Consider the following 13,265-nt stretch of genomic DNA (forward strand, 5'->3'; position numbering starts at 1 on the left):
GGAGCAGATTATGACCACAAATACCATTGACGCCAGCCATCTGAACCAAGCTGAGTCGGAACGCCCGTCGGCGGACTATATTGCGGTGCCTGCTCACCAGAAGCAGCTTACCCCGCTGGCCCAAAAAGTACTACATACCACACAGCAAATCGGAGCCAGCAAAGCGGTCCCGAGTGGTGAGTACTTTGGCACCCCTGGTGCTGGAGACAGTAAGCTCATCGCGCTGTGTTCTACTTTATTCTGTCTTAGCTTGTGGGCCTTGGTCACCGAAGCAGGCATGATCAAACCGATGTTTTTACCTTCCCCTTTCGACGTATTAGCGCGCTTATGGGATGTGTTAATTGACGGCTTTGCAGGGGCTACGCTGGCAGAGCATTTAGGGGCGAGCTTAAGTCGGATCTTCGGCGCGTTTTTGTTAGCCAGTTTGATTGGGATCCCACTTGGGGTGGCCATTGGCTGTAGTCGAGTGATTCGTGGCATGTTTGATCCCTTGATTGAGTTTTATCGACCGCTGCCTCCTTTAGCTTACTTACCACTGGTGATCATTTGGTTGGGGATTGATGAAGCGAGTAAAGTCACGCTGATCTTTCTGGCGATGTTGGCACCAATCGTTCTGAGTGCTCGTTCAGGGGTGAGTTCGGTGCGAATCGAACAAATTCAAGTGGCTTATTCAATGGGGGCAAGTCGCTGGCAGGTGGTGACGCAAGTGATCGCCAAAGGCGCTCTGCCAGATATTATGACCGGTATGCGGATCGCGATTGGTTTTGGATGGACGACGCTGGTGGCTGCAGAAATGGTTGCCGCCGAGCGAGGTATCGGCTTTATGGTGCTGAACGCATCTGAGTTTTTAGTGACCGACGTGGTGATTGCTGGCATCGTGGTGATTGGGATCATTGCCTATTGTTTTGATCTGATGATGCGCTTCCTCGAAAGCAAATTGATCCCATGGAAGGGTTATAACTAAATACTGATGTAGCGTAAAGATTTAGCTTTGACATGTTGTTTGCCCGGTTCGCCGGGCTTTTTTATATATGGGACCAATATAAGGGCAAATATTATCAGCCCCAACCAGAGGCTTTTTAGGCGTGATATATCGATTGAGCTGTGAGCGAAAGGCGGTTGCTTGATTAAATGTTCTTGAGTGGGTATTTGAAGTTTGACCATGGGCGTTGGGCGTTGCATCGTAATAAAGTTATATCCGGTTTGTGCTGCGGTGTTTATTCTGAACTCAAGTTAATTTTACAGTTTCATATTAACGACACATTTGTGAGTTAGTACTTTGTTTTTCAAAGAAAAGGTGCATACTGTGCAGCTTGAAAATAAATTGAAGAGGTTAAAAATCGTCATGTCTATCGACTCGACAATTCTAGGCTATTTCGCTGCATTTTGTACTACCTGTGCTTTCATTCCACAGGTGATCCATACTTGGAAGACCAGAGATACCAGTTCGATATCGCTCGGTATGTATGCGCTGTTCGTATTAGGCGTTTTCTTATGGTTGGTTTATGGCATTTTACTCGAAGATTTACCGATTATTATTGCTAATATCATCACTTTCACCCTCGCATCGGCAATTTTGTTGTTGAAAGTGAAAGATTCTTTCGGCAAATAAATCGCAAGTATTGCAGGAAGAGCTTGGTTGTCGATTATTTCCAGTTAAATTCACCATTAAGTGTATTGCATTCCAGCAACGAGTTCTCGGCATCGTCGATATATATTTGTTGCTCAGAGGAAACTGGGTAGCTTAAATAGGCCGAGCATTCGGCACTTTGGCCGTTACCGACCACCACTTTTGTCTGCGGCTTTAAAGTGCAGCGAACCAATTTGTCGAGCGGGGACCATTGGTAACAGATCTCATAGTCGGCGCGGTATTTTGCGATTTCCCCAGAGGGTTGCTGAAACGCCCACCATTGGCCAAATTAACTATTGGGGTTGGTGCTGTTCCATGCTCGATAAACGGTGACTTGAGTGGCAAGCTTACTTCGATAAACTTGTCCCTGACACAGTTTCCCTTGGTTTGGCTTGCCTAAAGCTTGATTTAACAGTTGCTGATCATCAATCACTTCGAATTGGTCTTGCATATCTGCGGGTAGCGCTACACTACCGAGGCATTTGGGCTCTGCTTTGCGAGGCTTGGTGATTTAATGGTTGTGCTGCTGCAGGCCATTAGCAAGCTGATTAGCAGACTGAAGAATAGGTTTTTCATAGGCGCTTCTGATAGAAAACATAACTTACAATGATTGTAGACCTTTAGTGAATATATTCTAAATATCTAAGTTGAATGCTTGAGACAGGCCACACAAGCTTTGCTTTGTCCGCGCACTAAGCGAAATATAGAGGCGAAGGCTTAGATTTTTGAGGGCGGATTAACCGCCATTTTAAGTTATATATTTCAATTAATTACTAAACCAATCAAAAACGGCTGGAAAAATGAAGTGAGAAGGTTTTAACTGGCGATAATGATCCTAGACAATAAACTAGAAGGAAGCACGATGGCAGAGCAGTATACCCCTCCAACAGTTTGGACGATGGACAATGAAAATGGTGGTAAGTGGGCGAGTGTGAATCGACCGGATTCGGGAGCCCGGCATCAACAGGACCTACCGGTAGGGGAGCATCCCTTGCAGTTGTATTCGATGGGAACGCCAAATGGGCAAAAAGTGACCATTATGCTCGAAGAACTATTGGCGCTGGGCGTGACGGAAGCTGAGTATGACGCTTACTTGATTAACATTGGTGAGGGCGATCAGTTCTCATCAGGTTTTGTCGAGGTGAATCCTAATTCGAAGATCCCGGCCTTGGTGGATCGCTCCGGTGAGACCCCCATTTCAGTATTTGAATCGGGCGCCATCTTACTTTATTTAGCCGAAAAATTTGGCTGCTTGCTGCCCAAACAGCCAGCGGCTAAAGCGGAAGTTTTAAACTGGTTATTCTGGCTGCAAGGTAGCGCACCGTATCTAGGTGGTGGATTTGGACACTTTTATGCATATGCGCCAGAGAAGTTTGAATACCCGATCAATCGCTTCTCGATGGAAGCGAAACGTCAGTTAGATGTGCTGGATAAGCGTTTGGCTCACAATAAATTTATAGCGGGTGAAGAATACACTATCGCAGATATCGCGATTTGGACTTGGTACGGCAACTTGGCACTGGGCAAACTTTATGATGCTGCTGAATTTTTAGATGTAGGCTCTTATCCCCATGTTGTTGCTTGGGCGCAAACCATCGCCGCTCGTGAAGCCGTTCAACGTGGACGTATTGTGAATCGTTCGTCTGGTGAAGCTGGTGAATTCCTTGCCGAGCGCCATAGTGCGGCAGACATCGATCAAGCCTTAAGCAAGCGCTAAATAGACGTTGCTGCTCCCTATTGAGGGGGCAGCCGTTGCCGTTTGTTTCGCGACACTTAAGCGACGGCGCGTTCCGGCCTTAATATATCTTCTCTACTGAAGCACCCATGCCGAGTAAGGCGACTAGCACCATCACCGGTAGGGCGATATGTTTAAAGCTGCGTGGCGGCCAACGATTAAACGCCGTTTGGCCGATCTTTACGGCCAGCATGGTCGGTAATAGCAATATGCCTATGTGGCTAAGTACCTGCCAATTAAACACTCCGCTCACGATTAAGCCCAGCACCGATAACAGCTCGCTCACGATAAAAAACAAAATCATGGTGGCGCGTTGTGTTTGTGGTTTGAGTGGACTCGACAGCATATAACACACCACCATTGGTCCCCCGACCGAAGCGCTGGCGGTGCCTGCACCGGATAGAAAACCAAATAGGACTGCAGTTAAGGGTTTATCCATGTGGGGGAAGCGAATGTTGCAGGCAAGGAATAACGAAAATAGCAAAATGAATACACAAATTGACAGTTTGAGCAATTCTGCTGGCAGTAAAATCAGTAGACCTAAGCCCAGCGGGATCCCCAGTAAAGAGCCGAACATTAGTTTTTTTAAACTCGAATAATCCGCCTGTCGTCGCGCCTGAGACCACAGGCTCAAACTGCACAATAAATCCAGCGACAAAATCACAGGTACACTCTGCTGAGGGGTAAAAAACAGATTCATACCAATGATGGCGATCGCAGCAAAACCAAACCCAGTGAAGCCTCGAACGAAGGCTGCCAGCATGACCACCGGTACCATTAAGCCAATACTGTCCATGCTCACTCCCTAGAGCAAAAGCTTGAGTTTGCCTGCTTTGAAGTTCTTACTATAGGGCCAATGAAACTAAGTGTTAGGCCAGTGTGCTCCCAATAATTTGTTCTTTTTGTCTGGCTCCATGGATTCGAATTGCTGGTCCTAAGCATTGCTGTGTTGCCGAGTTAAGGTCTGTTCATGTTTTATGTCAGTCATTCGTCTCAGGGAGTAGCGATATGTCATTAGTTAATGCCGCGGCCATCGAGCAAGATCGTCAACATGTTTGGCATCACCTTAGCCAGCACAGCGTGTTAGCAACTCAAGATCCAATGGTCATGGTGAAGGGGCAAGGTTCGCGCGTATGGGACGCCAAAGGGAATAGCTACTTAGATGCTTCTGCGGGGGGCGTATGGTGCGTGAACGTAGGTTATGGACGTAGTTCCATCGCTGAGGCGATTAGTCAACAGCTCACCCAACTTAATTTTTTTGCCAGCACCGCAGGCACGATCCCAGCAGCTGAATTTGCCGAAAAACTGTTAGCTAAAATGCCCGGTATGAGCCGCGTTTATTACGCCAGTTCAGGTTCTGAGGCTAACGAAAAAGCCTTTAAGATCGTGCGCCAGATAGCCCATCGAAAATATGGCGGTAAGAAGCATAAGATCCTTTATCGTGAACGCGATTACCATGGGTCAACCATTGCAACCTTAAGTGCCACCGGTCAGGAAGAGCGGCGCATGCAATATGGCCCCTTTGTACCTGGTTTTGTCGAATTTCCGCATTGCTGTGAATATCGGAGTCAGTTTGGCGAGGTGAAAGACTACGGGGTGTTGGCCGCCAAAGAGCTTGAAAAAGTTATACTGCGGGAGGGACCGGATACCGTGGGCGCGGTGATTTTAGAGCCGATTACTGCTGGTGGTGGGGTGATTACTCCGCCTGAAGGTTATTGGCCAAGCATCATGGAAATTTGTAAAAAATATGATGTATTACTGCACATTGATGAAGTGGTTTGCGGTTTAGGTCGTACTGGCGAGTGGTTTGGTTATCAGCATTATGGCATCAAACCTGACATCGTTACTCTGGCGAAGGGGGTTGCCTCGAGTTATGCCGCAATTTCCTGCACCGTGACTACCGAACAAGTTTTCAATGAGTTTATTGCCGACAGCAGCGATCGTGATGCTTATTTTCGCGATATTAGTACCTTTGCCGGTTGTACCGCAGGCCCTGCCGCGGCATTAGAAAATATGCGCATTCTTGAGCAAGAAGAATTGGTGCATAACAGTAAGGTGATGGGCGACTATTTGCTGGCTCAACTCAAGCACTTGCAGAGCAAACATGGGATCATTGGCGATGTGCGGGGTAAGGGTTTATTACTGGGTATTGAACTGGTCAGTGATCGCGATTCGAAAACTCCGGTCGACGAGAGCGTGGCGGTAAAAATTGCGGCGATGTGCATGGCAAAAGGTCTGATCATTGGTCGCACCAACCGTAGCTTCACAAGTTTTAATAATACCCTGTGTTTGTGTCCGGTGCTCACTTTGAGCCAACAAGAAGCAGACTTCATCGTGTCGACTCTCGATCAAGTGTTCGCTGAAATTGCCCGATAATTGGGTCGCAAGAACATTTTTGGCCAGAAACCTGTGACTTGATGGAGCCAAAGCACGCTGCTGTTTTATCAGCAGGGTGCTAGTTTGCTTTGTTTATCGCAGTGTGACTGCTCTTTACGCGAAAAACTTGTTTCGATCGCGGCTCTCATATCCTTGAACGACAAACGTTTAATTGCCTCGCACCTATCAATCTAATAGGTATTAGCCATTTCACAGCCTCCTCCCTGCCAACTATAGTTAGAACTAATCGGTCATTTAAATGGCCAAACAAGGAGGTCTTATGCAAAACCTAACTATTAAAAATTATATGAAAACTCAATTCTTGAGTTTAAAGCTGAAACAAAGCATTAGTGATGTGAGTGAAAAACTGATTGTGTCACAACAAATCGGTGCCCCAGTGGTAGATGAACAAAATCATTTATTGGGTTGGGTTTCCGAGCAGGATTGTGTGGCGCAAATGCTGCAAGCAGGCTACTACTGTGAGCAGAGTGCGTTGGTCGAAGACATCATGAATCGAGATGTGTTGAGCGTGAGCCCTGCTGAAAGTGTTTTAGATCTGGCCAAGCAAATGCTGGAGAACAAACCCAAAAATTATCCGGTGGTGGAAGCTGGCAAGTTAATTGGTTTAATCGATCGCAAAGCAGTGTTAGTGGCGCTGCAGCATCACCAACAGCAATGTTTTGTTGATCGGAAATAGTAGACGTGAATGTTATGTGGACATTGGTAAACTCGTTTTTAGCGCTGATTTGAATTGTCTAAACGAATGATTGAATGGCGATGATTGTTATCTATCTGCATGATAAATAGTTATAAAAATCATATAACAGCGAACTGAATAATCACCTTTATGTGGTATTTAGAGGATTGAATTTTACGGTTTGAACAGTGATTTTTGTGAACTTTTTCCGAAATAAAATTTGGATACACGGAGGTTTGAGTTCACTGAAAATTTTAGTTTCAGTGAATAAACAAGTTCAATAAATTGCACTCAAATACAAATGATAATTGATCTCATTTGTATTTGGGTGCAGAATACGGCCACTATTTATGGTTTGCCGTGATTTTGTTGTATGAAATGGATGTCTGTATTTTTGCTTTTGCTCGGTGTCGTAGTGGAGCACTCTAGTTATGCTGCTGATGATTTTTCCTGGTTAAAAGCTGAACCTCATAATGAAGCTTCGGTTAGAGCCTACCTTGAACAACAAAATCGCTCCGCTCAACTAACGCTAAACCCCTTAAAACCTTTGCAGCAATCCTTGATCGCGCAGTGGCAGAATGCTGCATCAGCTAAAGCTGAAAGTCCTTGGTTAATTCGAGGTGATGACGAACTCAATCAAATTTGGTTGAATGGTGAGCGGGTGATTGCTCGGCGTAAGCGAAACAGCCAGTCTCAAAGCATATTATTGAATATCGAACAGCGGGCTGCAAAACATGATTATTATCGCTTAGCCAATTGGTCACTCAGCCCCGATGGAAAACACCTTGCCTTGGCTGAAGACGTCGTGGGCGATGAAAACTACCGTATCGTTGTGATTAATCTAGCTCAATCGACGGCTCTGCAAGTGGCAACCAAGAGTGAAACCGCTTTGTTATGGGGACGCGATAGTCGTCGCTTATATACGATTGAACACCTGAGTACAGAGCCTGCTGGAGTGGCTCTCTACGAGCACTTTCTTGATACTGGACGGTCTCAACTAAAGTTGATGGAGTCCGATCCTCAGTGGATCTTGTCAGCCTATGTGGCAAGTGATCCGGAATATGCGGTCATCCAGCTAAATAATGAGGTGATGTCGGAGCAGCGACTACTCAACCTCGTTACAGGAGCGCTGTTAGAGCCTATTCGGCCACGCCAAAATGGTATTGAGTATTACGCTAATGTGGTGCATGGCAAGCTCTATATTAACAGCAACCATACCGGCAATTTTGGTTTATACCAAAGTGCCTTAGGTGCATCACAATGGCAAGTCGTATATATCCCCAAATCGTCAGCAGAACTGAAGCATTTCTATCTCTTTGCCGCAGGCATCCTGATCCACGAACACGAGCAGGGGCGGGATCAGTTAGTCATTATTGGCTATGACAAAGCGGAGCCTCTGCACTTAGCGATGGCTCCGGAGGGGGCCGTTGGTTGGATTAGTCGCATCGGTGATTTTAACAGCAATATTGTCCATATTCGAAGTATGTCAATGATTCAGCCCGCGAAGTGGGAGCGTCTTCATATTGGTAATGCTCAACGTTCGTTGATTAGTGAAGATGCCTATCCGGGGTTTCAGCAATCAGCCTACCGAACGGAGCAAATTAGTATTCAGTCGGGCTCGGTGCGCGTCCCAGTTACGCTGGCTTACAAAAGCAGCATGCTACATCGGCAATCACCGGTTTTGTTATATGGCTATGGTGCTTATGGTTTTACGATGCGGCCGTATTTTATGTCGCAAATCATCTCGTTATTGGATAAAGGCTTTATTTACGCGATTGCTCACGTACGGGGCGGTGGCTATTACGGAGAGGCATGGCATTCCGCAGGTAAAGGGGTCAATAAACCTGCTGGTATCGCCGACTTTGTTGCGGCGGCTAAGACTTTGCAGAGTTTTAAACAAGGACAACGGAAAATAGCAGCAATGGGATCCAGTGCCGGCGGAACGCTGATCGCGGCGGCAGTTAATCAACATCCTGAGTACTTTTCAGCGGTAAGCCTCAATGTGCCTTTTGTGGATGTGGTGGCGAGTATGTCTGACGCTTCACAGCCTTTGACGGCACAGCAATATCATGAATGGGGTAATCCCAGGCAGGCTAATGAACTGGCGGTTATGGCTGATTATGATCCGGTGAATAACGTTGGGGCGTTGGATTATCCTGCCACGATGGTGCGAGTGGGCTGGCATGACAGCCGAGTACCGTATTGGGAGGGGGCTAAATACCTTTCTTTGTTAGCTGCGCGCAGCCAAGGCCGCGGCCCCTATTTATTATTAACCGACTTTCAAAGCGGACATGCTATGGACCGGCGCCAGGCGTTGGCCCAGCAGGCCATGGACTACGCATTTTTGATCCACTACTTACTACCATCTGAGCAAACGGAGTTGTAAATGAAACCGTCTCGACTAAGCATGATTGTGTTAAGCGCAATTGTTGCTGGCTTTGTGCACGCCGAATCTGACATCGCCCCCTTAGAAACCATCGTTGTGGTTGCCAACAAGTACGAAGAAGATCTTTCAAAAACGGCTGGCAGCGTGGCGGTGATTAACAATGATGATATGCGTAAGGCGGGGGCGACAGAATTATATGATGTGCTAAATCAGGAGCCGGGGATTAGCGTCACGGGAGGCGCTGGTCGGCCCCAGAACATTGCTATCCGAGGCATGGTGGGGAATCGAGTTGCGATTGTGAAAGATGGTATTGCTACATCAGATGGATTTGGGGCAGATGACTTAAATGACAGCGCTGGACGAAATTCTTTCGATGTCGCCACGCTAAAACAAATTCAAGTGGTAAAAGGGGCGAGCTCAACCAGCTATGGTTCCGGTGCAATCGGAGGGGTGGTTATTCTCAAATCTTACAGTCCGGAAGACTATTTAGGAGATGAGGACTTTTATACTGATATAGCAACAACTTATAGTGGGATTAGTCATAAATATCGAGTGGCTTCTAATTTGGCTTTTCGGGTCGGTGATACCAGTAGTCTGATTTCGGGCGCTTATTGGACCGGTGAAGAAACACGAAACTATCAACAAGACTTATATCAGCGAGATCTTGAAGGCGTTAGTTTTGAATATAGCGTGCATCATGATGTAAGCGACCAGTTGTTGTTGAAAGCGAAAGCTGAGATTTACCGTGAGCAAATGAATACCCGCGAGGGCACTGCATCGGTGCAGGCCGATGGGGCTTGGGACATTGTTGATTATACCGAGCAAGATACTACGACCACTTATCTCGCATGGCTAGGTGCTGAGTACCAAGCCTCCAAGGCGTGGATGGATGACCTAGAGACCAAGCTTTATTATCGGGTCAGCGAATTTGATGAAGATACAAATCGCCTGATGGACCGCAACAATAACGGGATTAGAGAACTACGTCGTGAGTTGGATCAACGTGAGTTTAACGACCAATTGTTGGGATGGTCCATTGATCTGAATAAAGAACTGTACAGCGGTAGTCTCAGCCATGTGCTTGTCTACGGTGCCGTCGCAGAAACGGCGTATCATGATCGTCCTACTCATGATGCCCGTTCTGATTGGAATGGTTCGACTTCCACTGCATCGACTCCTTTTGCTCCTGCTCGTAGTTATTCTCTTGGTATGTACCTACAAGACTCTATCTCCTTGAATGCATGGACCAGCATGATTGGACTGCGTTTTGATGCGCATCAGTTGACGGCTGACGATAGTTCAGCGATCCAATTTGATGGCCTTCGAGATAATCGCAGTAGTGAGCTGTCGCCGAGTTTTTCGCTCGCCTATCAATTTACCCCTGAGTTAAATAGTTATATCAGTTATAAGCACGGTTATCGGGCGCCAGAATACGACAAAACCTACGGCTATATCAGTCATGAGTTCGTGCCGATTACACCTTTTGTTGTATTGCCTAACTTTGAGTTGAAAGCGGAAACCAGCGATAGCTTTGAACTTGGAAGTAAGTTCGACAATGGCGTATTACGCGTGTACGCGGCGGTGTTCTATAACCAATTCGAAAATTTCATCAGTGTTGTCGACGCAGGCTTTAATGCGTCTAGCGGATTGTTTGAGAAACGCTATGAAAACCTCAGTGGCGTGAATACATATGGTGCCGAGCTCTCTACTTTATATGCCTTGAATCAAGCTTGGAGCTTGTCAGGCGCAGTTGGATGGGTCAACGGGAAAAACGACGAGGGTGAATATGTTCGTGCCATTACCCCCCTGGAAGGAAATTTATCGCTGAGTTTTGAGCAGGGCATATTTGACGCTTACAGCCGGATTAACTGGGCTGACGCGATGGATCGGACTCCGAGCTGTTCCAATGCGTTCGGCCTCGTAAGCCAGTGTGCAGAAACAACGGCTTGGTATTCTTTGGATCTCGGGCTTGGGATCGCATTGAGTCAAGATCTTTCGCTGAATCTAAATGTGATTAATTTACTCGATCGAGAATATACCCGTTATCAGGATGTTGCTGGTGTAGGCGTTTCGCAGACCAAATATTCCACTCAGCCTGGGCGCTATTTTACCGTCAATGCGCGCTATGTATTTTAAGGAGAGAGTATGAAACGGTTAATATTTCTGGTGTTATTTGGAACGCCTCTTGGTGCTTTGGGCGGCCAGTGGGATTATCCAGCAAGCAATAACGTGGTGCTTGATCAGCAAGAAGCGAAACGTTATGTAGAGTCCCATTATCCAACGATTGGTAAGCTTAGCCTCCGTTATCAGAGCGAAAGTCGCTTGGGCCATCAGTATAATTTTAACATCACGCTGGATGGGGAATATAAACCCCAGCGAACTATCGTGGTGCATAGTGATCATTCAGGCTTAGTCCAGAGAGTTTTTAAAAGTTTAGATGATACGATTTTGCGTGATGGCGTTGCCTCAGTGGCGGGCGAACTGGAGCACGCTCGGCGTTTGAAAGCCGATGCGCCACCGGCTCTGGATTCTGGCGTTATTGTTGAGGCTAATATTGAGGTTGTCGATCCGGATCTACGAACCATGGATCGCTTGCCTGCCCCAGAGCAGGTTTGGCAGCAGGTCTCTGATTACCCTCTGGCACCACATTTGGTCACTCGACAAGTTGAGCTATTAAATAGTGGTGGCAAATATTACTTGTCTAATAGTCGAGTCTCAGAGGTTGATGCCGAGTACTTAGAAGCGCAGGATCCACAAACTTTAGAGTGGTCTCAAAGCGATAGCGCTTCGTTTTTCGCAAAAGAAGAGATCAGCCAATTTTCACAACTCGCTGATATACAGACGCTGCAGTTTGCTAGCCCTCAATTCACCCAGTTGATGGCTTTTTATCAACTTGATCAATCCATACAGTATCTCGAATCCTTGGGTTATAACCTTTTCTCTGGGCCCATTCGTTTTGATGCCAGAGGCTTAGGCGATAACAACTCTAGTTATTTTATGGGGCCCAAAGCGGTGATGTTTGGACTGGGGGGTGGCTCACCAGATGCACTCGATGCTGATGTTGTGGTGCATGAATTGGGTCATGCAATCCATTATCACATTGTTCCAGATTGGGGTTATGGGCACAGTGGTGCGATGGCGGAAGGCTTTGCGGACTATTGGGCGGGTTCTAATAGTTATCGCAAGCTTTACCAGCAAGGAAGTGATTTTGAAATAGATACACTGTTTAACTGGGATGGCTACTTTGGAAATAAAATTTCAACCCGTAGTTTGTGGAATCAACGCGCGCGTTATTTTGAGCAAAGCGAGTACCGTGCTCACGAGAGTGTAGCTGGCGAATTGGGGGATGAACTTTGGTCAAGCCCTTTGTTTCAAACCTTAAAACAAGGGGTGGAACTTTATGGTGAGGTGGCCTTTGAAGAAGTCGACCGTTTAGTTCTGGAATCCATGTATGGCATGGGCCGTGGCATGAAGATGCATGATCTTGTGGAAAGCATGTTGTATGTGGCCAAGCAACTTTATCCAGAACGTGTTTACCACACGCTGCTACAAGATAACTTTGTAGCGCATGGTTTAGTCAAAGAGCCATTTCGCATAGAAATGGATAGTCGCTACGTCACGCCTACTGCTCCTTTGGCGATACGTCTTTTTAGTCAGGGAAGAGAAGCAAGTGTCGCGGGTAGAATTGAAACGTCTACTGGGGTTTCTCAGCGGCTTCAATCAGATAAATTTACCCAACTTTCAACCGAGCTAAGTCTTACTGACTCCGCTACTTGTGGCGAGTCATTCAAACTTAACACTCAATTATCTTATCAGTATGACACGACGCTAAAATCACTTGATTGGTCTCACTCATCTGCTCTGGTTTTTGGGCTCCCCGAACTCAATCAGCCAACGAGGCTGCAACAATCATTGATTCCTGATGCAACGCTTTCTGACTCGGGTGCCTTGAATTACGGTTTTAAGAGTTTCAATTTCATCATTACCGATGACGACGCCTTGGCGGCTGATGAGCTGGGTATTTACCTTAAGTTGCAACACAGTCAGTTCTCTGACTTAGAAATTACACTGGTTGCACCTTCGGGGAAACGTCAAATTCTTATGCAGCCGACTCGTTACTCATCACCATCGCGAACTTTTTATTGGGTTGCGAAACACGATCCGATTATTCAGGCTTTTTCTGCAGAGCGCATGGCTGGCACTTGGCGCTTAGAGTTAACGGACTATGTGCCAGAAAATACAGGGTACTTGCTTGAGTGGGCCGTTGGACGTGTCAAACAATATAACTGTACCACCGAGACCGATTCAACAGGGGCTGGCGATAACGCGACGAATACTTCAAGTGCTGGGGGGGCCGTTTCATGGAGTTCTCTAGTGATTGGATTGGTTTTGCTGTGGCGTCGTCATTTTTTTCAATCTAAATCAAATAAAAGAACTTAAG

General features: G+C 46.6%; 10 protein-coding genes. 8 read left to right on the top strand and 2 right to left on the bottom strand.

Going from position 1 to position 13,265, the window contains the following annotated elements:
- The first annotated feature begins 10 nt into the window (after positions 1–10).
- Both ACRRS0_RS02050 and ACRRS0_RS02055 read left to right on the top strand, forming a co-directional pair.
- Positions 11–964 carry an ABC transporter permease subunit gene (locus ACRRS0_RS02050; protein ID WP_432454863.1) on the top strand — a complete coding sequence of 318 codons (954 nt, stop codon included), beginning with the start codon at positions 11–13 and terminating at the stop codon, positions 962–964.
- 381 nt (positions 965–1,345) lie between these two features.
- Positions 1,346–1,612, top strand: a complete 267-nt coding sequence (locus ACRRS0_RS02055; protein WP_432454862.1) for a SemiSWEET transporter — start codon at positions 1,346–1,348, stop codon at positions 1,610–1,612.
- Positions 1,613–1,919: 307 nt separating this feature from the next.
- Here the strand turns inward: ACRRS0_RS02055 and ACRRS0_RS02060 are convergent, their stop codons facing one another.
- Positions 1,920–2,081, bottom strand: a complete 162-nt coding sequence (locus ACRRS0_RS02060; RefSeq protein ID WP_432454861.1) for a hypothetical protein — start codon at positions 2,079–2,081, stop codon at positions 1,920–1,922.
- A gap of 411 nt (positions 2,082–2,492) precedes the next feature.
- On the opposite strand from ACRRS0_RS02060, the gene yghU reads away from it, so the two are divergent.
- Positions 2,493–3,347 carry a glutathione-dependent disulfide-bond oxidoreductase gene (gene yghU, locus ACRRS0_RS02065; RefSeq protein ID WP_432454860.1) on the top strand — a complete coding sequence of 285 codons (855 nt, stop codon included), beginning with the start codon at positions 2,493–2,495 and terminating at the stop codon, positions 3,345–3,347.
- Positions 3,348–3,426: 79 nt separating this feature from the next.
- Here yghU and ACRRS0_RS02070 read toward each other — a convergent pair whose 3' ends face one another.
- Positions 3,427–4,161 carry a sulfite exporter TauE/SafE family protein gene (locus ACRRS0_RS02070; protein WP_432454859.1) on the bottom strand — a complete coding sequence of 245 codons (735 nt, stop codon included), beginning with the start codon at positions 4,159–4,161 and terminating at the stop codon, positions 3,427–3,429.
- Positions 4,162–4,373: 212 nt separating this feature from the next.
- Between ACRRS0_RS02070 and ACRRS0_RS02075 the strand changes: the two genes are divergently transcribed.
- The 5 genes from ACRRS0_RS02075 (at position 4,374) to ACRRS0_RS02095 (ending at position 13,264) form a co-directional block, all read left to right on the top strand.
- Positions 4,374–5,741 carry an aspartate aminotransferase family protein gene (locus ACRRS0_RS02075; RefSeq protein ID WP_432454858.1) on the top strand — a complete coding sequence of 456 codons (1,368 nt, stop codon included), beginning with the start codon at positions 4,374–4,376 and terminating at the stop codon, positions 5,739–5,741.
- A gap of 280 nt (positions 5,742–6,021) precedes the next feature.
- Complete coding sequence (locus ACRRS0_RS02080) at positions 6,022–6,438, top strand: CBS domain-containing protein (RefSeq protein ID WP_432454857.1); 417 nt, start codon at positions 6,022–6,024, stop codon at positions 6,436–6,438.
- A gap of 382 nt (positions 6,439–6,820) precedes the next feature.
- A complete protein-coding gene (locus ACRRS0_RS02085; protein ID WP_432454856.1) occupies positions 6,821–8,824 on the top strand; it encodes a prolyl oligopeptidase family serine peptidase in 2,004 nt (667 codons plus the stop codon).
- Complete coding sequence (locus ACRRS0_RS02090; RefSeq protein ID WP_432454855.1) at positions 8,825–10,960, top strand: TonB-dependent hemoglobin/transferrin/lactoferrin family receptor; 2,136 nt, start codon at positions 8,825–8,827, stop codon at positions 10,958–10,960.
- A gap of 9 nt (positions 10,961–10,969) precedes the next feature.
- Positions 10,970–13,264 carry a proprotein convertase P-domain-containing protein gene (locus ACRRS0_RS02095; protein ID WP_432454854.1) on the top strand — a complete coding sequence of 765 codons (2,295 nt, stop codon included), beginning with the start codon at positions 10,970–10,972 and terminating at the stop codon, positions 13,262–13,264.
- Position 13,265 lies beyond the last annotated feature (1 nt).

The organism is Agarivorans sp. QJM3NY_29 (assembly GCF_050870835.2).
Taxonomy (GTDB): Bacteria; Pseudomonadota; Gammaproteobacteria; order Enterobacterales; family Celerinatantimonadaceae; genus Agarivorans.

What these genes read in the sequence shown, in the direction of transcription:
- ACRRS0_RS02050 (WP_432454863.1), top strand. Translation starts at nt 11, where the DNA reads ATGACCACAAATACCATTGACGCCAGCCATCTGAACCAAGCTGAGTCG.
- ACRRS0_RS02055 (WP_432454862.1), top strand. Translation starts at nt 1,346, where the DNA reads ATGTCTATCGACTCGACAATTCTAGGCTATTTCGCTGCATTTTGTACT.
- ACRRS0_RS02060 (WP_432454861.1), bottom strand. Translation starts at nt 2,081, where the DNA reads ATGCAAGACCAATTCGAAGTGATTGATGATCAGCAACTGTTAAATCAA.
- yghU (WP_432454860.1), top strand. Translation starts at nt 2,493, where the DNA reads ATGGCAGAGCAGTATACCCCTCCAACAGTTTGGACGATGGACAATGAA.
- ACRRS0_RS02070 (WP_432454859.1), bottom strand. Translation starts at nt 4,161, where the DNA reads ATGGACAGTATTGGCTTAATGGTACCGGTGGTCATGCTGGCAGCCTTC.
- ACRRS0_RS02075 (WP_432454858.1), top strand. Translation starts at nt 4,374, where the DNA reads ATGTCATTAGTTAATGCCGCGGCCATCGAGCAAGATCGTCAACATGTT.
- ACRRS0_RS02080 (WP_432454857.1), top strand. Translation starts at nt 6,022, where the DNA reads ATGCAAAACCTAACTATTAAAAATTATATGAAAACTCAATTCTTGAGT.
- ACRRS0_RS02085 (WP_432454856.1), top strand. Translation starts at nt 6,821, where the DNA reads ATGTCTGTATTTTTGCTTTTGCTCGGTGTCGTAGTGGAGCACTCTAGT.
- ACRRS0_RS02090 (WP_432454855.1), top strand. Translation starts at nt 8,825, where the DNA reads ATGAAACCGTCTCGACTAAGCATGATTGTGTTAAGCGCAATTGTTGCT.
- ACRRS0_RS02095 (WP_432454854.1), top strand. Translation starts at nt 10,970, where the DNA reads ATGAAACGGTTAATATTTCTGGTGTTATTTGGAACGCCTCTTGGTGCT.